The sequence below is a fragment of the Pseudonocardia sp. ICBG601 genome (assembly GCF_020496245.1).
This window is the reverse complement of the sequence record NZ_JAHLJA010000148.1, coordinates 403,475-426,311: the sequence shown is the minus strand read 5'-3', so window position 1 is coordinate 426,311 and position 22,837 is coordinate 403,475. Positions and strand designations below refer to the sequence as shown.

Genomic DNA, 22,837 nt, shown 5'->3' with positions numbered 1-22,837 from the left:
TCGTGGAAGTCTGCCGTCATGACGACGTTCGTGCTGGTCCACGGCGCCTGGGGTGGCGCCCACTCCTTCCACCTGGTGCGTCCGCTGCTGCGCGCGTCCGGCCACGACGTGCTGACGCCCGCGCTCACCGGCATCGGGGAGCGCTCGCACCTGGCGGGGCCGTGGATCGACCTGTCCGTGCACGTGCGCGACGTGGTCAACGCCGTGCTCTACGAGGACCTGCGCGACATCGTGCTGCTCGGGTTCTCCTACGGCGGCATGGTCGTGACCGGGGCGCTCGACGAGATCGGCGACCGGGTCCGCGAGCTGGTCTACCTCGACGCGTTCGTCCCCGCCGACGGCGAGTCCGCGCTGGACCTGGCGCCCGGCCTCGCCGGCGCGGTGCCGGCCCCGGGCGCACCGGGACTGGGGGCGTCGTGGCTGGTCCCGGGCCCGGAACGGCACTACGACGACCCGGCCGAGGCCGCGTGGTCGGCGCCGCGGCGCTCCCCGCAGCCGGTCCGCACACTCACCGAGCCGGTGCGGCTGTCCCGGCCGCTGGAGCAGTGGCCGTGCGGCCGGACGTTCGTGCGAGCCACCCGGGAGGACGTCGCGGGCGGGCCGTTCACCGCGGCCGCCGACCGCGCCCGGACCTCCGACGCCTGGCGCTACGCCGAGATCGACACCCACCACCTCGTGCCGCAGAACCGGCCCCGCGAGCTGGCCGCGCTGCTGCTGGACCTGGCCGGGTGATCAGCCGCCGAGCGCGCCGCGCAGCCAGGCGACCGAGCGACCGGTGAAGTCGTCGGCGAGCGCGACGCCCTTGCCCCAGCCGTCGAAGCCGTGCGGGGCGCCGGGGACGACGTCGAGCTCGACCGGCACCCCGGCCTCGCGCAGCCGCCGCGCGTAGGTGATGTCCTCGTCGTGGAACAGGTCGACGTCGCCGACGCCGATCCACGTGGGCGGCAGCCCGGACAGGTCGGCGCGACGGGCGGGCACCGCGTACGGGGCGGGCTCGCCGGTCCCGGGCGGGCGCCCCAGGTAGGCCCGCCAGCCGACCTCGTTGTTGCGGTTGTTCCACACCCGGTGCGGGGGCCGGTCGAGCTCGCGACGGGCGGCGGTGCGGTCGTCGAGCATCGGGTAGACCAGCCACTGCGCCACCGGCTGCGGTCCGCCCTCGTCGTGCAGGCGCTGGACCAGCGCGGCGGCCAGGCAGCCCCCGGCGCTCGCCCCGCCGACGGCGATCCGCGCCGGGTCGACCTCCAGCCGGTCGGCGGCGTCGCGCAGCCAGGTCCAGCCGGCGTGGCAGTCGTCGAGCGCGGCCGGGAACGGGTCACCGGGCGCGAGCCGGTAGTCCACCGAGACGACGACGATCCCCAGGTCCGCGGCGAGCCCGCCGCACCGCACGTCGTCGATCATGGGGGAGCCCAGTACGAGGCCGCCGCCGTGGAACCACAGCAGCGCCGCGGGGGTCGTGCGGTGGTCGGGGACGTGCACGCGCAGCAGCGGCGGGCCCGGGTGGGTGGTGGACCGGACCCCGTCGACGGCGGCGGGCCTGCCGCGCCGGGACAGCCGCTGCAGCAGGCGCAGCAGCCGGGGGCGGTGCAGCGGGATCGGGGGGACCCACCGCAGGGGGCGACGCAGCTCGGCGGCGATCCGGTCGGTGCTCACGACCCGATCCTGCCGGTGCGGGCCGACCTCGCACACCTTCTGAGGATCTCGCACCGTCTGCAGGGGCTGCGAGGTGCGGGGAACCGGTGCGAGGTCGTGCGGTCCGTGGCCGACGGGGCGCTGCCGGTCGCGCCGCCGGTCGCGCTGACGCTGCCCGGTGCCGGGCGGGGACCGCGGGGCGGCACCGGCGGTCGCCCGGAGGCGGTGTGGTGGCGCGGCGCTCGGTCAGCGCGACAGCGCCGCGGCGAGGCGGCGGGTCAGCGGGTCCGGGGCCGCCCACGCGGCGACGGTGTGGCCGTCGTCCTCGACCCGGCGCACCCACTGCACCCCGCGCAGCGCGTTGACCAGCAGGAACCCGGCGGCCTCGGCGAGCGCGGCCAGGGGCAGCGGAGCGATCCGCACGGCGCCGGGGCCCAGCAGGTCGAGCAGTGCGCGGCGGCCGGTCCCGGGCAGGATGCGGCCGTCGAGCGGGGGGACCCACAGCCGCCCCCGGTGCACGGCGGCGACGGCGGAACGCGTCGTCTCCAGCACCAGGCCCGCCGGGTCGCACAGCAGCGGCGCACCGTCCCCGACCTCGGCCTCGTGGGCGTCGAGCCAGCGGCGGTCGGCGAACTTGTGGGACTCGCCGTCGGAGCCGCGCCGGACGACGGCGACCACACCGCCCTGCGCGTCGAGCGGGACCGGTCCGGACCAGGGGACCGCGCGCACGGTGACCCGCGACGGGTCGTCCGGAGTCGCCTCGACCCGGACCCGGTGGTGCCCGGCCAGTCCGGCGACGGCCGCGGCGACCTCGGTCTCGACCCGCGCGTCGAGGGGGCGGCCGGTGACCGCGAGGTAGGAGCGACGCAGCCGGGCGGCGTGCTCGCCGACCCGGCGGGCCCGGCCGTCGACGCAGGCCAGCGTCTCGAACAGGCCCGCGGCCCGGTCGGCGGGCCGGGCGACGGGCGGCCGGACCGGTCGGGGCGGGCCGTCCAGCGCGGCCAGGACCGGGGCGGCCTTGGTCAGGACCTCGCCGAACTCCTCCGCCGGGTCGGAGTCGACGGTGATGCCCCCGCCGACGCCGAGCCGGCCGGTGCGGCTGCCGTCGGGCCCGGCGGGGCCGAGGTCGAGGGTGCGGATCGCGACGTTCAGCTCCAGCCCGGCCAGCGGGCTCACCCCGCCGACGGCGCCGGTGAACAGCCCGCGGTCGCCGTCCTCGCAGTCGGCGATCACCTCGCAGGCCCGGATCTTCGGCGCGCCGGTGACCGAGCCCGGCGGGAACGTGGCGGTGAGCAGGTCGGCGTCGGTGACGTCGTCGTGCAGGGTCGCGTGCACCCGCGACACCAGGTGCCACACCCCCGGATGCGGTTCGACGGCGAGCAGCCGCCCCGGCCGCACCCCGCCGGGCCGTGCGACCCGGGCCAGGTCGTTGCGCATCAGGTCGACGATCATCACGTTCTCGGCGGCGTCCTTCACCGAGGCGCCGAGCCGCGCGCGTTCGGCGTCGTCGGCGTCGCCACCGGTGCGCGGCCGGGTGCCCTTGATCGGCGCGGTGGTGACCCGGGCGCCGGCACGGTGCAGGAACAGCTCCGGGCTCGCGCCCACCGCGGCCCGCTCCGGCGTCACGACGAGTGCGGCGCGGGCCGGTGCGACCGGCTCGACGAGCCGGGCCCACGCCTCGTGCGGGTCGCCGTCGAGCCGCACCTCCAGCCGGGTCGCGATGTTGGCCTGGAAGATCTCGCCGCGGCGGATCTCGGTGACGCACCGCTCGACCGCGGCCAGGTGCGCGTCGCGGTCGGGCCACCGGGTGACCGCGATCCGGGCCGTCCGGTCCGGCGCCGGGCGGGCGAGGTCGGCGCACAGCTGCGCGTACCGGCGCTCGGCCGAGCCGGTGTCGGGGTGCACCGCACCGGCGTGGTCCGGCAGGCCCGGCAGCGGGGTTCCGCCGGCGACCAGCGCCTCGAACCACCAGCGCTCGCCGTCGTGCCGCAGCACGTCGCGGTACCAGGACAGCGCCGCCGTCGGCCGCACACCGGGCGGGGCGTGGTCCAGGAGCCCGAACCAGCCGCCACCGACGGCCCCGCCGGTCCCCGCGTCCGTCCCGGCGCCCGGGCCCGCGACCGGGCCCGCCTCCGGGCCGGCGGACCGTGGCGGCGCGTCCAGCACGGCGAACGGGTCGGCCCCGTCCGGCGCGGTGAGCACCGGGTCGGTGGCGACCAGCGCCCCCCACGACCAGCTCCCGCCGAAGGCGACCAGCCGCGGCCGGTGGGCGAGCCGGCGCACCGCCGCCGCCACCCCGGACGGCGCGACGCCGTCCGGGACCGGGACACGGTGCAGCCCGGTCCGGGCCGGGGCGGTCGAGGTCACCGGGAGAGCATGCTGATCCGGCCCCGCGCGGGGAAGGCGCCGTGACCCGGCGCACGTCTCATCCCCAGCTCTCGGGGCGCCGGGCGACGGCGTGGATCCGCTCCACCTCCCGTGGGCCGAGCACCGGGGTCAGCCCGCGCAGGGCGTACACCAGCGCGCCCTCGGTGGCGACCACGACGTCGTCGGGCCAGCGGCGTACCCGGAGCGGGGCCCCGACCAGCGCGATCACCGGGCGGACCGGCGTCGACGCGGCGGCGGCCCCGAGCCGGGGGAGCAGCAGCTCGCGGACCCGCTGCGCCTCGGCCCGGGCCCGCGGCACCGCGTCCGTGGCCGTCCCCGCGACGACCAGCCGCTCGCCGTCGAGGAGCAGGGAGCGGCCGCGGTGGTGGCGGGTGTCGATGACGCAGATGCCGGGTGGCCCGATCAGGACGTGGTCGAGGTCGGCGGTGCCGCCGTCGAGCGGGACCGAGTGCAGGACCTGCCACGCCGCGGGCCTGCCGAGCAGCCGGTCCCGGCGGGTCCGCCCCGTCAGCGCGGTCAGCAGGTGCGCGGTGCGCTGCTCGCCGTCGGCGCCGAGGCGCCAGTTCCGGTCGGGGAACCCCGCCCTCCGCTGCTGCGCGGCGACGTGCCCCACCCGCCGGCCGGGGTAGTGGCGCGCCAGGTCCAGCGCGCGGGAACGGTCGGTCGTGGGGGTCGTCGCGGGTGTCGTCGTCATGGCGCGGAGTGTGCACCCGACCACCGACAGGAAAGGGCGCTCGCCGGTAACCTCGCGACGGGGTGGTGCAGCCATGAACGGTGTGGACCCGCGGTTCGAGTCACCGGTCGACCGGACGATCCGGGAGGCCGTCGAGCGGGGCGACTTCGACGACCTGCCCGGCAAGGGCAAGCCGTTGCCCGGCGCGGGACGGATCGGCCCGGTCGACGAGAACTGGTGGATCCGCGGCTACCTGGAGCGGGAGGGCGTCCCGGGCGACGCGATGCTGCCGCCGTCGATCCAGCTGCGCAAGGAGCTGGACCGGATCGACGAGACCGTCACCCGCTTCGTCGACGAGCGCCGCGTGCGCGAGCACGTCGAGGAAGTCAACTCCCGGGTCGTCGATTACATGCGCCACCCGATGGGCCCGCGCGTGCCGATCCGCAGGCTCGACGCCGACGAGGTCGTCGCGCGCTGGCACACGGCCCGGGAGCGACGGCGGGCCGTCGCCCGGGCCGTCGCGCCGCCGCCCGCCACCGCGGAGCCCGTGCCGGGGGCCCGCCGTGGCTGGTGGGCCCGCCTGTTCGGCCGCTGAGAGCCGTCGGGGACCCTCCGGCGCGGAGACCACCGGGCGACGGGTCCGCGCGGACTCACCGGGCGGGCGTCGCCGGTGTCCGTGGCGCGAAGTGACCGGGGGAGGCCAGCGGCCGGTCGGTCTCCAGCAGCGTCTTGAGCGCGGACAGGATCGCGGGCCAGCCCTCGCCGACGTCGCGGGCGTCCTGCGCGCCCTGCTCGTCGTCGGTGAAACCGGTGTGGACGACCTGCAGCTTCACCGCCTCGTCGCCGAACGGGGAGACCGCGAACTCGACGACGGTCGGCGGCCGCCCCGCGGCCTGTTCGGCGCGGCCGGTGAAGGTGTAGGACAGCCGGTGCGGCGGCTCGACGGCGAGGATCTCGCCGATGAAGTCGTCGCGGTCGGGATGGACCGCCTCCAGCGGGCTCCCGACCCGCCAGTCCGAGGTCAGCTCCGCGCCGCCCCAGTACTGCATGGTGAACGCGGGCGTGGTCAGCGCCCGGAACACCTGCTCGGCGGTGCTGCGGATGTAGGTCGTGTAGACGAACCTGCGCTCACTGCTCATCGTGCTCCTCCAGTGCCGCGCGCAGGGCGGTGACCGCCTGCGCCCGGCTGCGCTCGAACTTCCCGATCCACCGGTCGTGGATCTCCTGGATGGGGACCGGGTCGAGGTGGTGGAGCTTCTCCCGGCCGCGACGCAGGGTCGTCACCAGCCCGGCCGCCTCCAGCTGCGCGAGGTGCTTGGACACGGCCTGCCGGCTCATGTCCAGTCCCTCGCACAGTGCGCCGAGCGTCGACTCGCCCTGCTCGTGCAACCGGTCGAGGATGCGCCGCCGCGTCGGGTCCGCGAGTGCGCGGAAGACGGCGTCCACGTCGGTCACGCGGCCAATTATGCAACCATTCGGTTGCCTGTCAACCGCTGCCGGGACAGCCGTCCGCCGGGCTTCTCCACCGACAGCACCGTCGCGCCCAGCAGCATCACCTGGTGCAGCACCGACGCCGCGACCAGCAGCGGCAGGACCGACCGGTCACCGGCCGCGGCGGTGTCGACCCACCCGGTGGTGAGCGCGACCGACGAGACGATCACCGCCAGCGCCAGCACGGTCTTCGCGACGACCCAGCGGTACCGGAACAGCCCCCACGCCGTTCCGAGACCGAGGGCCGCCCCGCTGAGGACGGTGCCGACGGCGAGGAACGGGATCATCCCGTTCCCGACGGTGCCCATCACCGCGACGGCGAACCCGGCGTCGGTGCCCTGCAGCAGCACCGCCACGGGCAGCACCAGCATCACCAGCGACGCGCCGGTCCAGGCCACCGCGAGCAGCACGTGCACCGTCCGCAGCGCGGCCCGCGGGCGCCGGGCGAGCCGCCGCGGTGCGGTCCGTCCGGCCCGCTCGGCGACGGCGGTCACCGCAGTTCCTCGGGCAGCTCCTCGTCCGGCGACGCCTCGCGCTCGGCCCGCCGGGAGTGCACGAACAGGATCAGGCCCAGCCAGAACGCCGGCCCGATCGGGACGAACAGCGGCGCCGGGCCGAGCACCGCGCCCAGCACCAGCAGGAGCAGCACGGCGACGGTCACCCCGGCGTGGATCCGCAGGTTGCGCTGCGCGCGGGGGGTGAGCGGACCGCGCCGGGGGCGACGCGGGCGCGGCGGGCGGGGCAGCCCGGCGAGCAGCGGGACGAGCTCGTCGCGGGTGCGGGCGGCGTAGGCGGCGGCCTGCCGCTCGTCGGACTCGGCGAGGGTCAGGCGCCCCTCGGCGGCGGCCGTCCGCAGCCGGGCGGTGACGTGCTCGCGCTCGGCGTCCGAGGCGAGCAGGGCGTCGGACCGGGGCGGGAGGCCGCCCGCGGTCGTCGCCGTGGGCGCGGTCGGGGCCGTGTCGGCCGGGAGCGGTGTGGCGGGGGACGGTGTGGCGGAGGACGGTGCGGCCGGTGCCGGTGCGGTGGCCGGTCCGGGTGCGGGACGGGTGTCCGGAGTCGCTGTCATGACGGCCAGCGTCGCCGTGCCGAGGGGGCGCGCGCGTCCGCCCGCGGTCGCCGATCCCGCTGCCGCCCCCGGGGAAGGAGCGGCCGCCCGCGTACTCCCGCGGGTGTACGGCACCGGTCACCGTCCGGACGACGACCGCTGTCGGTGCCCCGGTCTACGGTGTCCCGCGTGCCCGCCGACCGACGTCCGAGGTGGGGCGGGATCGCGCGGATCCTCGTCCCCGCGCTGGTCGTCGGCCTGTTCACCGTGGGCGGGACGGCGTTCTACGCCGTCCGCAGCGCGCAGTACCCGGACCCGGACACGACGGCGCTCCCGCTCGACGGGCTCGCCGCCGTGCTGCTCGCGGTGGGGCCGGTCGCGCTGCTGTTCCGGCACCTGAACCGGGTCGTGGCGCTCGCGGTGTGCGCGGCCGCGGTCGTCGTCTACCTGGGCCTGGGGTACCCGCTGCTGGGGCCGCTGGGGTTCGCGTTCGCCGTGGCGCTGGTGTCCGCGGTCGCCGCGGGGCGCCACCACCGGGCGCTCGCGGTGCTCGTCGTCGCGCTGGCCGTGCTGGCCGGATGGCTGCTCGTGACCGGGCGGCCGATCCCGTGGCCGGCGACCGCGCCGGTGCTGGCCTGGCTGGCGGCGCTCGTCGCGGGCGGCGCCCTGTGGCGGGTCCGGCGCGAGCGCACGGCGCAGGCCCGGCGGGCCGCCGAGGCCGAGCGTCGGCGCAGCGCCGACGCCGAACGGCTGCGCATCGCCCAGGAGCTGCACGACGTGCTGGGCCACCACGTCTCCCTGATCAACGTGCAGGCCGGGGTCGCGCTCTACCTGATGGACGACGACCCGGAGCAGGCCCGCACCGCGCTCACCGAGATCAAGCGGGCCAGCCGCGACCTGCTGCGCGAGATGCGCTCCACCCTCGGCGTGCTGCGCGGGGTCGACGAGCAGGCACCGCGTGCGCCCACCCCCGGCCTGGACCGGCTCGACGCGCTGCTCGACGAGGTGCGCGTCGCGGGGCTGCCGGTGCACCGCGGCACCGAGGGGACCCCGCGGCCGCTGCCGACCGGGGTGGACCTGGCCGCGTACCGGATCGTGCAGGAGTCGCTGACCAACACGCGTCGGCACGCGGGGGCGGGCACCGCGGTGGTCACCCTCCGGTTCGGCGACGACGCGCTGGACCTGACCGTCGACGACGACGGTGCCGGCCCGGCGCCCGGCGCGGTGGACGGCACGGGGCTGACCGGCATGCGCGAGCGCGCGCGCTCGGTCGGCGGGACCCTGGAGGCGGGGCCGGGCCCGGAGCGGGGCTTCCGGGTGCACGCCCACCTGCCCGCGCCCCCGGCCGACCGCGCCGCCCCGGACGACCCCACCGTTCCGGGCGCCCCCGCCGCTCCGGCCGACGCCCCCGCCTCGGACGCCGCCGCCCCGGACCGTGCTGCCCCGGACGCCCGGCCGCACGTGGAACCGGCTGCGACCGGACGGGTGGGGTCGACCGGGGCGACCGACCGCCCCACGACCCCGGGAGCCGACAGGTGATCCGCGTCCTGCTCGCCGACGACCAGGCGCTCGTCCGCTCCGGGTTCCGCGCCCTGCTCGGTTCCCAGCCCGACCTGGACGTGGTCGCCGAGGCCGCCGACGGCGCACAGGCCGTCACCGCGGCCCGCGAGCACCACCCGGACGTCGTCCTCATGGACATCCGCATGCCCGGCACCGACGGCATCACCGCGACCCGGGAGATCACCGACGACCCGGACCTCGCCGGCACCCGGGTGGTCGTCCTGACCACCTTCACCGACGACTCCTACGTCTTCGACGCGATCCGCGGCGGCGCCAGCGGCTTCCTGGTCAAGGACTCCGAACCGGCCGACCTCATCCACGCCATCCGGGTCGTCCACAGCGGGGAGGCCCTGCTCGCCCCGGCGGTCACCCGCACCCTGATCGCCGAGTTCGCGGCGCGCTCCCGGGGCGGCCCCGACGGCGCGGTCCGGCTCGGCGAGCTCACCGACCGCGAGCGGGAGGTCCTCGCCGAGGTCGCGGCCGGGCTGTCCAACGACGAGATCGCCGCCCGCCTGCACATGAGCCCGACGACGGCGAAGACCCACGTCAGCCGCACGATGACCAAGCTCGGCGCCCGGGACCGCGCGCAGCTGGTCGTACTGGCCTACGAGTCGGGCCTGGTCCGCCCCGGCTGGCGCGGCTGAGAGGATCGCGGGCGTGACCACCGTCTTCGTGTTCAACGGCCCGAACCTCAACCTGCTCGGGACCCGCAAGCCGGAGGTGTACGGGACCACCGTGCTCACCGACGTCGAGGCGCTGTGCCGGGAGTCGGCCGCCGCGCACCATCTCGAGCTGGACTTCCGCCAGACCAACCACGAGGGCGTCCTCGTCGACTGGATCCACGAGGCCGGTGCCGCGGTGAAGCGCGGCGACGCGGTCGGCCTGGTCCTCAACGCCGCCGCCTACACCCACACCTCGGTCGCGCTGCACGACGCGATCGAGGGTGCCGAGCTCCCCACGGTCGAGGTGCACATCTCCAACGTGCACGGCCGCGAGACCTTCCGGCACCACTCGTTCGTCTCGCCGGTGGCGGCCGGGATCGTCGTCGGGTTCGGCGTCGACGGCTACGCACTCGCCATCGACGGGCTCGTCCGCAAGGCGCGCCCGCTGCGCGCGGTCTGACCGGGACCGCCGCTGCCGCACCCCCCGTGGGCGGCAGCGGCGGACCGGGCGCCGGTCACCCCCCGGCGACGGCCGACGGGTCCATCCACACGAACTCCAGGTGGTGGCCGTCCGGGTCGTCGATGCCGCGGCCGTACATGAAGCCGTGGTCCTCGGTCTTGCCGGACAGCGTCCCGCCCGCGGCCAGACCGGCGTCGATCAGCCGGTCGACGTCGTCGCGGCTCTCCACGCCGAAGGCGTTGATGACCTCGCGGGCGGTCCGCGGGTCGGCGACACTGGGCTGCTCGGTGAACTCCCGGAACCGGTCCTGCGCCATCACCATGATCACGATGGCGTCGCTGACCACGAACGACGCGGTGCGCTCGTCGGAGAACTGCTCGTTCAGCCCGAAACCGAGCGCGGAGTAGAAGGCCTTCGCCGTGCCGAGGTCGGCGACCGGCAGGTTCACGAAGATCATGTTCGGCATCGCGGGCTCCTGTGTGGACGTGGCGCCGGAGGTTCCGGTGCCGTTCGAAGGGGTGGACCGGGCGCGGTGACCGGACTCATCGGTCGGCCGCCGGGAACTTCCCGCCGGGGCCGGGCAGGATCGGGGCCATGAGCGTGAAGTGGGGAATCATCGGTCCCGGACGCATCGCCGACGCCGTCGCGCCGGACTTCGCGCACGTGCCCGGCGCCGAGCTCGTCGCCGTCGCGTCGCGTTCCGCGGAACGCGGCGCGGAGTTCGCCCGCCGGCACGGGATCGAGCGGGTGCACACCGGCTACCGGGCGATCCTCGACGACCCCGACATCGACGTCCTCTACGTCGCGACCCCGCACCCGCAGCACCGCGCGATCGCCCTGGCCGCGATCGAGGCCGGGAAGGCGCTGATGGTGGAGAAGGCGTTCACCGTCAGCTCCGTCGCGACCCGCGAGATCGCCGCGGCCGCCCGCCGCCGGGGCGTGTTCGTGATGGAGGCGATGTGGACGCGGTTCTTCCCGGCCGTCGTCCGGCTGCGCGAGCTCGTCGCCGAGGGCGCGATCGGGGAGGTCCGCTCCGTGCAGGCCGACCTCGGCGTGCGCAACCGCACCGCGGACGACGACCGCTTCTTCTCCCCGGAGCTCGGCGGCGGTGCCCTGTTCGACCTCGGCGTCTACGTGGTCTCGTTCGCCCAGATGCTGCTCGGCAGCCCCGGTACGGTCGCCGCGAGCGGTGCGCTGACGCCGTCCGGTGTGGACCTGGAGGAGTCGATCCTGCTCGGCTGGCCCGACGGCCGCAGCGCCGCACTGCAGGTCAGCCTGCAGTGCGCGATGCCCGGCTCGGCCCGGGTGATCGGCACCGAGGGCTGGATCGAGGTGCCGCCGCGCTTCCACCACCCGGACCGGATCGTGGTGCACCGGCACGGCGCCGACCCCGAGGAGATCGTGCTGCCGGCCACCGGGCGCGGCTACGCGCACGAGATCGAGGAGGTGACCCGCCGGGTCGCGGCCGGGGAGACCGAGAGCCCGGTCATGCCGCTCGCGGACACCGTCGCCGTCCAGGACGTCATGGCCGCCGTCGCCGACCGGGTCGGGATGGTCCCGGAAGAGGGACCGGCGTCCCTCTGACGGGTTGCGATGCGGTGACGGTCACTCGTCAAGCGCTTTACGACCGTTGCGTCGCGGAGTAGACCGAACGGCGTGTCCGACACCACGACCACATCCCAGCGCCGGGAGAGGACCTTTCTCGGCCACCCCGTCCAGCTCTCGACCCTGTTCGGCGTCGAGATGTTCGAGCGGTTCTCCTTCTACGGCATGCAGGGGATCCTGCTCATCTACATGTACTACTCGGCCACCCAGGGCGGCCTGGGTCTGGACGAGGGGGTGGCGGCGGGCATCGTCGGCGCCTACGGCGGCACCGTCTACCTCTCGACGATCCTCGCGGCCTGGTCCGCCGACCGGCTCTTCGGTCCCGAGCGGGTGCTGTTCGGCAGCGCCGTCTCGGTGATGGCGGGCCACATCGCGCTGGCCCTGGTCCCCGGTGCGCCCGGGCTCGCGATCGGCCTGGTGCTGGTCGCGTTCGGCAGCGGCGGGATCAAGGCGAACGCCTCGACGATCCTGGCGTCGCTCTACGGCCCGGGCGACGACCGTCGCGACGCCGGGTTCTCGATCTTCTACCTGGGCGTCAACATCGGTGCCTTCAGCGGGCCGCTGCTCACCGGGCTGCTGCAGTCGACGTGGGGCTTCCACATCGGCTTCGGCGCCGCCGCGGTCGGCATGGCGATCGGCCTGGTCCAGTACTGGTTCAACCGGTGCGCGCTCCCGGAGTCGGGCTGGGTCGTCCCGAACCCGCTTCCGGCCGCCACCCGGATCCGGGCCGGGATCGGCGCGGTCGCGCTGCTGGTCGTCGTCGGTGTCCTGATCGCCACCGACGTGATCACCGCCGACCGGCTGAAGTGGATCGTGTTCGGGATCGTCCTGGTCGCGACCGTCTCCTACTTCACGCTCATGCTGACCAGCCCGAAGGTGGACCGCGTCGAGCGCCGCCGGGTGCTGGCGTTCCTGCCGATGTGGCTCGCCTCGGTGATGTTCTGGGCGATCTTCCAGCAGATCTTCACCGTGCTCACCATCTACGCCGACAAGCGCCTGGACCGGACGATCCTCGGCTGGGAGATGCCGGTGACCTGGACCCAGTCGATCGAGCCGGTCTTCGTCATCCTGCTCGCCGGCGTCTACGCCACGGTGTGGACCAAGCTCGGGCCGCGCCAGCCGTCGTCGCCGCTGAAGATGGCGATCGGCACCGTGGTCGTCGGCTGCGCGTTCCTGCTGTTCGTGCCGTTCGCCGGCACCGGCGCCAACGGGACGCCGCTGCTCGCGGTCGTCGGGATCCTGCTGGTGTTCTGCCTGGCCGAGCTGTTCACCTCGCCGGTCGGGCAGTCGCTGTCGACCAAGCTGGCGCCGCAGGCGTTCCAGACCCAGATGGTGGCGCTGTTCTTCCTGTCGGTCTCGATGGGCACCGTGCTGTCCGGGCTGCTCGCGGAGCTCTACAGCGAGGGCGCCGAGGTGGCCTACTTCGGCATCACCGGGGTGACCGCGATCGTGGTCGGCCTCGTCGTCGTCGCGCTGGTGCCGAAGCTGAAGGTCCTGATGGAGGGCGTCCGCTAGGCCCCGGTCGAACACCGGTTCGATCCGTCCCCAGCTGTGCACACACCTGTGGACAACTCCGGTGGATCACCGACGACGGGTGCGCCGGATCGTCGGTGAGTCCATCGTGTCGCCGGCCATCTCCCGGGCGATCCGCACGACGTGCGCGCGGACGTCCGGGGGCTGGTCGGCGATCCGCATCGCCAGCATCTCCAGCACCGAGGCCAGGCCGAACGCGATCTCGGGGCGGCTGAGTCCGGCGTAGCGCGCCTGCACGGCCTCGTGCCGCAGCGCGGCCGCGGCGGCGAGCACCGTCTCGCGGTCGGTGCGCAGGGCGGCCAGCCGCCGTCGTTCGTGGGTGTTCATGCTCCCCCGGTCGTCGCTGCGGAGCCGTCGCGGGCGACGGCCGGTCCGCACCCGGGGGAGCGGGCGCGGCGACCAGCGTGCCCCGCCCGCCCCGGCAGACGCCAGACGGGTCCCCGAGATGTCGCACACACGTTCGGCTCAGAGCAGCAGCAGGGCCACGCCGAGTGCCGAGAACGCCCCCCGGAGGTGGTTCGCGGCGCTCCACCGCGGGGCGAACGCGGCCCAGTCGCCGTCGCGCTCCAGGGCGTTGTTGAGCGGGATGTTCACCGCGGCGGTCACGGCGAACCCGGCCAGCACCGCGACCCCGCCCGCGATCCGCAGCGGCTGCCCGCCGAGCGCCCCGGCCACCGTCACCGCGCCGGCGAGCAGTGCGGTGCCGGCGAACAGCGTCCCGAACACCGGGTTCACGATCACCCGGTTCACCCCGCGCATCACCGCGACCGCCTCCGCGGCGGGGCGACGACGCAGGGCGGGGAGCACCGCGACCGAGAAGGCCAGGTAGACCCCGCCGAGCAGGCCGGCCCCGGTGAGGGTGGCGCCGTCGAGGACGCCGGTCATCCCGCCACCCCCGCCGCCCACTCCTCGACGGTCAGCACGCCGTCGACGGCGCCCCGCGGGCCGTGCGCGCGGATCTCCCCGCGGTTGAACGCCCGGTTCATCGCGACGTGCAGCCGCGCCCCGTCCGCGGACAGCCCGGCCCCGCGCAGCAGCCGCTCCATCTCCTCGTCCGGGACGCGCACGTAGGCCAGGTCCGGCAGGCCCAGCGCGGGCCCGAGCGCGGCGACGGCGTCGGGCACCGTCCGGTCCGCCGCGCCCTGCACCTCGACGACCCCCGGCGCGTCCGGGGCGAGCAGTGCCGCGGCGGCGGCCCGGCCGACGTCGCGGGTGGCGACCATCGGCAGCGCGACGTCCAGGTCGACCGAGTCCGCGTGCACCCCGTGCGCCCGCATGGCGTCGACCGACCACAGGAAGGACTCCAGGAACAGGCCCGGCCGGACCCGGGTGACGTGCGCGTCGAGCGTCGCCAGCCGGGCCTCCTGGTCGTGCAGGCTGCCCAGGTACCCGGTCGCGGCGAGGTCGGGGCCGCCCGGAACCTCCGCCCCGAGCGAGCTCAGCGCGACGACCCGGGGCACGGCCGCGTCCCGCAGCGCGGCGACGACCGACTCCCCGAGCCGGGCCTGGTGGGCGGCGTGGTCGGGCCCGGTGACGTCGAACGGCAGCAGCACGAACGCGGCGGCCGCGCCGTCGAACGCCCGGCGCAGGAACGCCCGGTCGCCCAGGTCACCGGGCCACGGCCGCACCCCCGGCGCGGCGACGGCCGGGCGGCGCGCGACGGCGCGGACGTCCACCCCGGCCGCGGTCAGCTCCCGGACGACCTGCGATCCCACGTTCCCGGTCGCACCCAGCACGGTGATCATGTCGAACTCCTCTCGTCGGTGTCCGTCCACGATCACCGCCGTCGACCGGACGGAGAATGGCTATGGATCCACAACTGATGCTCGTTCGTCCACAGGTAGGGATGAGCTGTGGACGGACTGTCATGCTGTGCACCGTGTCCACCGCGCCGCCGTTCCCGGCCGCCGACCCGCTCGGGGAGGCGCTGCACGTGCTGCGGATGGACGGCGTCTTCTACTGCCGCTCCGAGCTCGGCGAGCCGTGGGGGATGACGCTGCCGCCGACGCCGGGCTGCCTCTGGTTCCACGTCGTCACCTCCGGCGGGTGCCGGCTCACCGTCGACGGCGCCGGCGGCCGGGACGGGCCCGCGGACGGGGCCGACCGCGAGCTGCGGCCCGGCGAGCTCGTCGTCGTGCCGCGGGGGACCGGCCACGTGCTGCGCAGCGCGCCCGGTGTGTCCGCCCCGGACATCCGGTCGATCCCGCACCCGATGCTCGACGGGCGCTACGCGCTGCTCCGGCACGGCGGTGACGGTCCGGTGACCCGGATGGTGTGCGGCGCGGTCCGGTTCTCCCACCCCGCCGCGGGCGACCTCGTCGCGAGCCTGCCCGACCTCGTCCGGGTCGAGCCGTCGCCGATCGGGGACCGGGTGCAGGACACACTGCGGCTGCTGGCCGCGGAGGTCGAGCTCGGCGGACCCGGCAGCGACGCGGTGATCACCCGGCTGGCCGACGTGCTGGTCCTCCAGGCGGTGCGCGGCCGGCTGCAGGCCGACGCGGCCACCCGTACCGGCTGGCTCGGAGCGCTCGCCGACGACCGGATCGGCCGCGCTCTCGCCGCGGTGCACCGCGAGCCGGAGCGGGACTGGACCGTCGCCGCGCTCGCCGCGACGGCGGTCATGTCGCGGTCGGCGTTCTCCGCCCGGTTCACCGAGCTCGTCGGCGAGCCCGCGATGGGCTACGTGACCCGGTGGCGGATGCACGCCGCCGCCGAGTTCCTGTCAGGGGGGAGTGGGACGGTGGCGCAGGCGGCCCACCGGTTCGGCTACCGCTCCGAGGCGGCGTTCGCGCGGGCCTTCTCGCGGGTCGTCGGGGAGCCCGCCGGACGGGTGCGCCGGCACGGGCTCGCGGGCACGACCGACGTCCTCGCCGCCTTCCGGAGCTGATCCGGGCCCTCGCACACACGTTCGACACAGGGCTGCTACGCTGCGACGACGCCACCGGGAGAGGAGCGGCGCATCAGATCGATCGTCCCGTATCCGGATCTCTCGCGACCGTCCTAGACGGCGGTATGCGACGGCATGCGCGTGCGTCGATGCCGTCGTATGACGCTATCTAGTGCTGGTGCGAGAAAGCGGTACAGAGTCGGATCGACGGTCGATGCACTCGTCTGCGCTTCTCTCGGGACGATCCGAGACAGGGCTAGAGAACGCTACGTGCGCCCGCCCGCTCGGGTCGTCTGCGCTTCTCTAGCGTGCGCGCGAGACGGCGGGAGAGAGCCCGAGGTGCCGCCGGCCGGCACCCGGGCCCGGGTGCTCACAGGTGGGCGAGCTTCTCCGGGTTGCGTACCGCGTAGACCGCGGTGACCAGGTCGGCCCCGTCCACCTCGGACACCTCGATGAGCACGACGCTGTCGACGCCGTCCGGCCCCCGCACCACCACCGCGGGGAGCCCGTTGAACTCCGCGGCGCCGGTCAGCGCACCCGGCAGCGGCCGCGCCGCCAGCCCGACGAGGAACCGCGCGACCTTCTCCGCCCCGCGGATCGGGCGCCGGGCCGCCGACACCGCGCCGCCGCCGTCGGCGAGCGAGACGACCTCGGGGGCCAGCAGCGCGGTCAGCGCCGCGACGTCGCCGCCCAGCGCCGCACCGACGAACGCCTCCGCGACCCGCCGGGCCCGGTCCGGGGGCACGGTGAAGCGCGGCCGGCGGGCCCGCACGTGTTCGCGCGCCCGGTGCGCGATCTGCCGGACCGTGGCGACCGGGCGCCCGGTCGCGGCGGCGATCTCGTCGTAGCCGGTGCCGAAGGCCTCCCGCAGCACGAACACCGCACGCTCCTCCGGGGCGAGGGTCTCCAGCACGAGCAGCATCGCGACGGTCACGTCGTCGGTGCGCAGGGCGCGGTCGGCGGCGCCGTCGTCGCCGGTCGGCAGCGGGTCGGGCAGCCACGGTCCCGGGTAGGTCTCCCGGGCCCGGGCCACGGTGCGCAGCCGGTTCAGCGCCTGCCGCGACACCACCCGCGCCAGGTACGCCCGCGGGTTCCCCACCTCGTCGTGCGCGGTGGCCGACCAGCGCAGCCAGCTGTCCTGCAGCACGTCCTCGGCGTCGGCGACGCTGCCGAGGATCTCGTAGGCGACGGCGAACAGCAGGCCGCGGTGACGGTCGAACTCGGCGAGCGGGTCCACCTCAGGCCACCCGCCCCCGGGCCCGGCGCAGCGCGTAGCGGCACACCTGCTCCTTCACCACGGCCGCCGCGCCGCCGCCGAGCGCGACCGGCCGGGGCACGTCGTGGCGGTCCACGAGCTGGATCAGCGCGGCGTCCGGCCCGAGCGCCAGGCACTGCGCGGCGTAGGACACCGAGGCCGCCGGTGCGGGGCGTCCGCGCAGGCCCGCGAGCACGGTGCGTGCCGCGGCGACCCCGAGCGGGAGGGCGGCCTGGCAGCTCGCGCGGACCAGCCCGACCTCCGGTGGGGCGGCGACGGCGTCGCCCGCGCCGACGATCCGGGCGTCGCCGGTGCAGGTGAGCGTGGCGTCGGTGCGCAGGCGGCCGTCGTCGTCGACGGGCAGGCCGGAGTCCCGGGCCAGCCCCGGGACGGCGGGCGTCGTGGTCCACACGACCAGTTCGGCGCCGAGCGCGGCCGGGTCGGTCACCGTGACGCCCTCGCCGACCTCCACCCCCAGCGACGCCAGCCGGGCGCGGACCCGGTCCCGGCTGCGGGCGGGCAGCTCCGCGGCGACCGGGCCCGCCGACAGCAGCCGCACGCGCAGGCCGGGCCGGGCGGCGGCGAGCTCGGTGGCCGTCTCCAGCCCGGTCAGCCCCGCCCCGACGACGGCGACGACCGCCCCGTCGGGCAGGGCCGCGGCGGCGTCGTGCACCCGGCGGGCGCTCTCCAGGGTGTCCACCCGCAGCGCGCCGTCCGGGGCCGTCCCCGCCCCGCTGCCGACCGCGTACACGAGCCGATCGAACCGCAGCACGTCGCCGTCGTCGAGGGTCGCCGTGCCGTCCCCGATCCGGATGACCCGCGCCGCGCGGGTGCGGACCCGCCGGTGCAGGACCTCGCGCAGCGGCACCGTCGCCGCCCCGGTGCCCGCGGCGAGCCGGTGCAGCCGCACCCGCTCGACGAACTCCTCCCGCGGGTCGACGACCGTGACCGCCGCCCCGCCCGCCGCGATCCGGTTCGCCGCCGCGACCCCCGCGTACCCCGCTCCGACCACCAGCACCGTCGCGTCCATGTCGCTCTCCTCCCGTGTGTGCGCTGTCGGGACTCCGACACCGCCCGGGGCCGCCCGCGTGACGATCTGTGTCCGGGGTCACCGGTCGGCGCGTGGCAGGGTGGGCCCATGAGCGGGGTGGCGGTGGTGACCGGGGCCGGGTCGGGCATCGGCGAGGCGGTGACCCGCGGCCTGCTCGACGCCGGCTGGCGGGTCGCACTGGCCGGGCGCCGGCGTGAGCCCCTGACCGGGGTCGCGGCGGGCCGCGACGGGACGCTCGCCGTCCCCACCGACGTCACCGACCCCGCCTCGGTCGACGCCCTGTTCGCCGCGGTGCACGAGCGCTGGGGCCGGGTCGACCTGCTGGTCAACAACGCCGGCACGTTCGGCGCGGGCGGCACCGTCGACGAGATCTCCGTCGAGGACTGGAACGCGGCCGTCGCGGTCAACCTCACCGGCTCGTTCCTCTGCGCCCGCGCGGCGTTCGCGGCGATGCGGGCCCAGGACCCGCAGGGCGGGCGGATCATCAACAACGGCTCGATCTCCGCGCACGTCCCCCGGCCGGGCAGCGCGCCCTACACCGCCACCAAGCACGCGATCACCGGGCTGACCAAGTCGCTCTCGCTCGACGGCCGCGGGTTCGGCATCGCCTGCGGTCAGATCGACATCGGCAACGCCGCCACCGAGATGACCGCGGGCATCGCGACCGGCGCCAAGCAGGCCGACGGCTCGGTGCGGCCGGAGGCCACCTTCGACGTCCGGCACGTCGCCGACGCCGTCGTCTACATGGCCGGGCTGCCGCCGGAGGCGAACGTGCAGTTCCTGACCGTCGCGGCGACGACGATGCCCTGGCTCGCCCGGGGCTGAGGGGGCGTCTCTTTCTGAGACTTCCGTCACCTGCCGTCGCGGGGGACACTGTGCGAATGACTCGGAGGATGCACGTCCTTCGCCTGATCGTGCATGCCCGGTCGCGCCAGCCGGTGCTGCTGCTCGGCGAGGCCGACGGCGACCGCTGCGTGCCGGTGTTCCTGCGGCCCCCGCAGGCCGAGGTCATCGCCGTGGGCCCGCGCGACGACGAGGGCACCCCGCTCACCCAGGACGTGCTGCTCCCGGTCGTGGAGGCCCTGGGCCGCACCCTGGAACAGGTCGAGATCTCGGACCTCGTCGACGGCGTCTACACCGCCGAGCTGGTCTTCGACGGCGGCACCCGGCTGGCCGTGCGACCGTCGGACGCGTTGTCGCTGGCCGTCCGGGAGGGGCTGCCGATCGGGATGGCCGAGCACGTGCTCGACGAGGTCGGCCAGGCCGTCGACGACGTCCTGCCCCCCGACGGCGACGACACCACCGGCGCCGCCGCGCAGGCCCGCGCGGCCACCGCCGGCCCGGCGGACGCCCCGCCGGAGCAGCAGATGCAGGAGTTCCGCGAGTTCATCGACGAGGTGTCGCCGGAGGACTTCCGCTAGGCCGCGGCCGGCGCCCCGGCCCACAGCTCGGCGTAGCGCCCGCCCCGGGCGAGCAGCCCGGCGTGGTCCCCGCGCTCGACGATCCGGCCCTGTTCGAGCACGAGGATCTCGTCTGCGTGGCGGACGGTGGACAGCCGGTGCGCGATGACGAGCGCGGTCCGCCCGTCCAGCGCCTCGGCCAGCGCCGCCTGCACCGCGGCCTCCGAGGTGGTGTCCAGGCTGGCCGTGGCCTCGTCCAGCACCACGATCCGCGGCCGGGCCAGCAGCACCCGCGCGATCGTCATCCGCTGGCGCTCCCCGCCGGACAGCCGGTACCCCCGCTCCCCGACGACGGTCCCGAGTCCGTCCGGCAGGGCCGCCACCAGGCCGTCGAGCCGGGCCCGGCGCAGCGCCGCCCACAGCTCGGCGTCCGTGGCCTCCGGTGCCCCGATCCGCAGGTTCGCCGCCACCGTGTCGTGGAGCAGGTGCCCGTCCTGGGTCACGAACCCGACCGCGCGGTGCACCGAGGCGGTCGTCAGCTCGCGCACGTCCACCCCGCCGATCCGGACCGCGCCGTCGCCGACGTCGTAGAGGCGGGCGAGCAGCTGGGCGACCGTGGACTTCCCGGCCCCCGACGACCCGACGACCGCCACCACCGCCCCGGGCGCCGCGCGGAACGAGACGTCGTGCAGCACCTGCTCGCCGCCGCGGGTGTCGAGCGTCGCGACCTCCTCCAGCGACGCCAGCGACACCTGGTCGGCGGTCGGGTAGGCGAACGAGACCCGGTCGAACTCGACGCCGACCGGCCCGTCGGGCACCGGGCGCGCGTCCGGGGCGTCGGTGATCATCGGCTCCAGGTCGAGCACCTCGAGCACCCGCTCGAAGCTGACCAGCACGGTCATGATCTCCATCCGGGCGCCGGCCAGCGCGGTCAGCGGCTGGTAGAGCCGGGTCAGCAGCAGCGCGAGCGCCACGACGTTCCCCGCCGACAGCGCCCCGGCCAGCGCGAACCCGCCCCCGACCCCGTAGACGACGGCGACGGCCAGCGACGACGCGAGCGTCAGCGCCGTCACGAACGTCCACTGCAGCATCGCCGAGCGCACCCCGATCGCACGGACCCGGTCGGCCCGTTCGGCGAACTCCGCGGACTCGCGCTCCGGGCGGCCGAACAGCGTGATCAGGGTGGCGCCGGGCGCGGAGAACCGCTCGGTCATCCGGGTGCTCATCACCGCGTTGTGGTCCGCGGCCGCCCGCTCCAGCGCGGCCAGCCGCCGCCCCATCAGCCGGGCCGGGACCAGGAACGCCGGCAGCAGCAGCGTCACCAGCAGGGTCACCGGCCAGGAGATCACCAGCATCGCGGCGAGGGTCAGCACCAGCACGACGACGTTGGACACCACCCCGGCGAGGGTGTCGGAGAACGCCCGCTGCGCCCCGAGCACGTCGGAGTTCAGCCGCGACACCAGAGCGCCGGTGCGGGTGCGGGTGAAGAACGCGACCGGCATCCGCTGCACGTGGTCGAACACGGTGGTCCGGAGCTGGTGGATCAGGCTCTCGCCGAGGTTCGCCGAGTACCAGCGGGTCAGCATCGACAGCGCCGCCTCGACCAGCGCGACGGCCGCCATCAGCCCGGCCAGCAGCGCGAGCACCGACAGCGGCTCGCCGCGGGTCACCGCGTCGGTGGCCCGCCCGGCCAGCAGCGGCACCGCCACCGTCAGCACGGCGGCGGCGGTGCTCACGGCGAGGAACGCCGCGATCCGCCGCCGGTGCGGCCGGGCGAAGGCCAGGATCCGACGGGCCGTCTCCCCGGCCGGGCGGGTGCGCCTGCCGGGCTCGGTGCTCGCGTTGCGCAGGGCCGTCCAGGTGCTCGCGTCCATGGTGCGGCACGCTACGAACTGAAGTTGACTTCAGGTCAAGTGCGGGCTCTCACGCGGCCGCGAGCCCGGGCTCCTCGTTCAGGTCCGGCAGCGTCCACGGCCGTGCGACGACGACCAGCGCGATCCCGGCGAGCGCGATCGCGCCGAACATGGCGGTGCCCATCGCGGCCGCGTCGTTGCCGAGCAGCCCGACCACGGGCGAGGTCGCGGCGCCGATCCCGAACTGCAGCGACCCCAGCAGCGCCGACGCCGTCCCGGCGGACTCGCCGTGCCGGGCCAGCGCCAGCGCGGGCGCGTTCGGCAGGACGAAGCCACAGGCCAGCAGCAGTGCCCACACCCCGGCGAGCACAGCGGGCAGGCCGCCGGTGCCGGTCGCGGTGAGCACGGCCAGCACGAGCCCGACGAGCACCCCGGCGGCGACGGCGGTCGACATCACCTGGCGGGGCTCGAAGCGGCGCAGCACCACCGGGTTGAGCTGGGTGCCGACGACCAGCCAGATCGCGCCGGCGCCGAAGGCGATGCCGAACGTCTGCTGGTCCATCCCGAACTGCTGCTGGTAGACGTACGCGGCGCCGGAGACGTAGCTGAACAGCGCGCCCATCGCGAGCCCGGCGACGAGCACCAGCCCGACGAAGGTCCGGTCGCGCAGCAGTCCGCCGTAGGTCCGCAGGGTGGGGCCGAACCGGGCCGACCGGCGTCGGGAGACGGGGAGGGTCTCGGGCAGCCCCGAGGTGACCACGGCCAGCATGACCAGGCCGTAGCCGGCCAGGAACAGGAAGACCCCGCGCCAGGAGACCCAGTTGAGCAGGGCGGCGCCGAGGGTCGGGGCGAGCACCGGGAAGGCGCCCATCACCAGGATCAGCCGCGAGAGCATGGTCGCCGCGGCCCGGCCGGTGAACAGGTCGCGCACCACGGCGAGACCGATCACCGCGCCCGCCGAGGCGCCGACGCCCTGCAGCACCCGCAGCACCGCCAGCACCTCGATGCTCGGGGCGACCGCGACCAGCGCGGAGGCCAGCACGTGCACGGCGGTGCCGGCGAGCAGGAGCCGGCGCCGGCCGTAGGCGTCGGACAGCGGGCCGATCACCAGCTGGCCGAGCGCGAGACCGGCGAGCGTGCCGGTCAGCGTCAGCTGCACGACCGGCTCGGACGCGACGAGGTCGCGCCCGACGTCCGGCAGCGCGGGCAGGTACGTGTCGATCGTCAGTGGACCGAGCGCGATCAACGCGCCCAGGATCAGCGCGATCCGTAATCGGCTCGGCGCGGTGACTGCAGTGGTGGTCACTCGGACGTCCCCCCTCGTGTGGCCGAACGGTGCAACCTC

General features: G+C 75.8%; 25 protein-coding genes. 10 read left to right on the top strand and 15 right to left on the bottom strand.

Going from position 1 to position 22,837, the window contains the following annotated elements; all coding sequences use genetic code 11:
- Positions 1–18 precede the first annotated feature (18 nt).
- Positions 19–732: an alpha/beta hydrolase gene (locus tag KPL57_RS31095; protein WP_226354221.1), complete on the top strand. Its 714-nt coding sequence runs from the start codon at positions 19–21 to the stop codon at positions 730–732.
- On the opposite strand, the gene KPL57_RS31090 is transcribed toward KPL57_RS31095, so the two are convergent.
- The 3 genes from KPL57_RS31090 to KPL57_RS31080 all read right to left on the bottom strand — a co-directional run bounded on the left by KPL57_RS31090 (position 733) and on the right by KPL57_RS31080 (position 4,711).
- Complete coding sequence (locus KPL57_RS31090) at positions 733–1,650, bottom strand: alpha/beta hydrolase (protein ID WP_226354220.1); 918 nt, start codon at positions 1,648–1,650, stop codon at positions 733–735. It abuts the gene before it with no gap.
- A 225-nt stretch (positions 1,651–1,875) separates the two neighbouring features.
- Positions 1,876–3,996, bottom strand: a complete 2,121-nt coding sequence (locus KPL57_RS31085; RefSeq protein WP_226354219.1) for a chorismate-binding protein — start codon at positions 3,994–3,996, stop codon at positions 1,876–1,878.
- Between the two features lie 58 nt (positions 3,997–4,054).
- Positions 4,055–4,711, bottom strand: coding sequence for a nuclease-related domain-containing protein (locus KPL57_RS31080; RefSeq protein WP_226354218.1), 657 nt, complete (start codon positions 4,709–4,711; stop codon positions 4,055–4,057).
- Positions 4,712–4,784: 73 nt separating this feature from the next.
- Between KPL57_RS31080 and KPL57_RS31075 the strand changes: the two genes are divergently transcribed.
- Positions 4,785–5,285, top strand: coding sequence for a DUF1992 domain-containing protein (locus KPL57_RS31075; RefSeq protein WP_226354217.1), 501 nt, complete (start codon positions 4,785–4,787; stop codon positions 5,283–5,285).
- 55 nt (positions 5,286–5,340) lie between these two features.
- On the opposite strand, the gene KPL57_RS31070 is transcribed toward KPL57_RS31075, so the two are convergent.
- Genes KPL57_RS31070 through KPL57_RS31060 form a run of 4 tightly spaced genes read right to left on the bottom strand, consistent with a single transcriptional unit; the run spans position 5,341 to position 7,247 of the window.
- Positions 5,341–5,829 carry an SRPBCC family protein gene (locus tag KPL57_RS31070; protein WP_308253055.1) on the bottom strand — a complete coding sequence of 163 codons (489 nt, stop codon included), beginning with the start codon at positions 5,827–5,829 and terminating at the stop codon, positions 5,341–5,343.
- The gene (locus KPL57_RS70450) at positions 5,819–6,145 is read right to left on the bottom strand and encodes a metalloregulator ArsR/SmtB family transcription factor (RefSeq protein ID WP_308253054.1); all 327 of its coding nucleotides are present in this window, start codon (positions 6,143–6,145) and stop codon (positions 5,819–5,821) included. Before KPL57_RS70450 ends, KPL57_RS31070 begins: the two co-directional genes overlap by 11 nt.
- Before the next feature lie 8 nt (positions 6,146–6,153).
- Positions 6,154–6,675, bottom strand: coding sequence for a hypothetical protein (locus KPL57_RS31065; protein ID WP_226354216.1), 522 nt, complete (start codon positions 6,673–6,675; stop codon positions 6,154–6,156).
- A complete protein-coding gene (locus KPL57_RS31060) occupies positions 6,672–7,247 on the bottom strand; it encodes a DUF1707 domain-containing protein (RefSeq protein WP_226354215.1) in 576 nt (191 codons plus the stop codon). Before KPL57_RS31060 ends, KPL57_RS31065 begins: the two co-directional genes overlap by 4 nt.
- A gap of 168 nt (positions 7,248–7,415) precedes the next feature.
- On the opposite strand from KPL57_RS31060, the gene KPL57_RS70445 reads away from it, so the two are divergent.
- Genes KPL57_RS70445 through aroQ form a run of 3 tightly spaced genes read left to right on the top strand, consistent with a single transcriptional unit; the run spans position 7,416 to position 9,908 of the window.
- The gene (locus KPL57_RS70445; protein ID WP_226354214.1) at positions 7,416–8,765 is read left to right on the top strand and encodes a sensor histidine kinase; all 1,350 of its coding nucleotides are present in this window, start codon (positions 7,416–7,418) and stop codon (positions 8,763–8,765) included.
- Positions 8,762–9,430, top strand: a complete 669-nt coding sequence (locus KPL57_RS31050; protein WP_226354213.1) for a response regulator transcription factor — start codon at positions 8,762–8,764, stop codon at positions 9,428–9,430. Before KPL57_RS70445 ends, KPL57_RS31050 begins: the two co-directional genes overlap by 4 nt.
- Positions 9,431–9,434: 4 nt before the next feature.
- Positions 9,435–9,908, top strand: coding sequence for a type II 3-dehydroquinate dehydratase (gene aroQ / locus KPL57_RS31045; protein ID WP_226356599.1), 474 nt, complete (start codon positions 9,435–9,437; stop codon positions 9,906–9,908).
- Positions 9,909–9,963: 55 nt separating this feature from the next.
- Here the strand turns inward: aroQ and KPL57_RS31040 are convergent, their stop codons facing one another.
- Complete coding sequence (locus KPL57_RS31040) at positions 9,964–10,374, bottom strand: VOC family protein (protein ID WP_226354212.1); 411 nt, start codon at positions 10,372–10,374, stop codon at positions 9,964–9,966.
- A gap of 128 nt (positions 10,375–10,502) precedes the next feature.
- Here KPL57_RS31040 and KPL57_RS31035 point away from each other — a divergent pair, with 128 nt between their 5' ends.
- Together KPL57_RS31035 and KPL57_RS31030 are read left to right on the top strand one after the other, a co-directional pair.
- The gene (locus KPL57_RS31035; RefSeq protein ID WP_226354211.1) at positions 10,503–11,492 is read left to right on the top strand and encodes a Gfo/Idh/MocA family protein; all 990 of its coding nucleotides are present in this window, start codon (positions 10,503–10,505) and stop codon (positions 11,490–11,492) included.
- 72 nt (positions 11,493–11,564) lie between these two features.
- Complete coding sequence (locus KPL57_RS31030) at positions 11,565–13,028, top strand: peptide MFS transporter (protein WP_226354210.1); 1,464 nt, start codon at positions 11,565–11,567, stop codon at positions 13,026–13,028.
- Positions 13,029–13,094: 66 nt separating this feature from the next.
- Here KPL57_RS31030 and KPL57_RS31025 read toward each other — a convergent pair whose 3' ends face one another.
- The 3 genes from KPL57_RS31025 to KPL57_RS31015 form a co-directional block, all read right to left on the bottom strand.
- The gene (locus KPL57_RS31025) at positions 13,095–13,373 is read right to left on the bottom strand and encodes a hypothetical protein (RefSeq protein WP_062398562.1); all 279 of its coding nucleotides are present in this window, start codon (positions 13,371–13,373) and stop codon (positions 13,095–13,097) included.
- 138 nt (positions 13,374–13,511) lie between these two features.
- A complete protein-coding gene (locus KPL57_RS31020) occupies positions 13,512–13,931 on the bottom strand; it encodes a DUF1772 domain-containing protein (protein ID WP_226354209.1) in 420 nt (139 codons plus the stop codon).
- Positions 13,928–14,791 (bottom strand): NAD(P)H-binding protein, encoded by an 864-nt coding sequence (locus tag KPL57_RS31015; RefSeq protein ID WP_226354208.1) that lies wholly within the window; start codon positions 14,789–14,791, stop codon positions 13,928–13,930. Before KPL57_RS31015 ends, KPL57_RS31020 begins: the two co-directional genes overlap by 4 nt.
- Before the next feature lie 122 nt (positions 14,792–14,913).
- Between KPL57_RS31015 and KPL57_RS31010 the strand changes: the two genes are divergently transcribed.
- Positions 14,914–15,933, top strand: a complete 1,020-nt coding sequence (locus KPL57_RS31010) for an AraC family transcriptional regulator (protein WP_226354207.1) — start codon at positions 14,914–14,916, stop codon at positions 15,931–15,933.
- 370 nt (positions 15,934–16,303) lie between these two features.
- Here the strand turns inward: KPL57_RS31010 and sigJ are convergent, their stop codons facing one another.
- A complete protein-coding gene (sigJ, locus tag KPL57_RS31005; RefSeq protein ID WP_226354206.1) occupies positions 16,304–17,170 on the bottom strand; it encodes an RNA polymerase sigma factor SigJ in 867 nt (288 codons plus the stop codon).
- 1 nt (position 17,171) lies between these two features.
- Positions 17,172–18,218, bottom strand: coding sequence for an FAD-dependent oxidoreductase (locus tag KPL57_RS31000; RefSeq protein ID WP_226354205.1), 1,047 nt, complete (start codon positions 18,216–18,218; stop codon positions 17,172–17,174).
- Positions 18,219–18,326: 108 nt separating this feature from the next.
- Here KPL57_RS31000 and KPL57_RS30995 point away from each other — a divergent pair, with 108 nt between their 5' ends.
- Together KPL57_RS30995 and KPL57_RS30990 are read left to right on the top strand one after the other, a co-directional pair.
- Positions 18,327–19,064 carry an SDR family oxidoreductase gene (locus KPL57_RS30995; protein ID WP_226354204.1) on the top strand — a complete coding sequence of 246 codons (738 nt, stop codon included), beginning with the start codon at positions 18,327–18,329 and terminating at the stop codon, positions 19,062–19,064.
- 68 nt (positions 19,065–19,132) lie between these two features.
- Positions 19,133–19,660, top strand: a complete 528-nt coding sequence (locus KPL57_RS30990; protein ID WP_226354203.1) for a bifunctional nuclease family protein — start codon at positions 19,133–19,135, stop codon at positions 19,658–19,660.
- Here KPL57_RS30990 and KPL57_RS30985 read toward each other — a convergent pair.
- Positions 19,657–21,513 (bottom strand): ABC transporter ATP-binding protein, encoded by a 1,857-nt coding sequence (locus tag KPL57_RS30985; RefSeq protein ID WP_226354202.1) that lies wholly within the window; start codon positions 21,511–21,513, stop codon positions 19,657–19,659. The genes KPL57_RS30990 and KPL57_RS30985 overlap by 4 nt on opposite strands.
- Positions 21,514–21,562: 49 nt before the next feature.
- Positions 21,563–22,798, bottom strand: a complete 1,236-nt coding sequence (locus KPL57_RS30980) for a multidrug effflux MFS transporter (protein ID WP_226354201.1) — start codon at positions 22,796–22,798, stop codon at positions 21,563–21,565.
- Positions 22,799–22,837 lie beyond the last annotated feature (39 nt).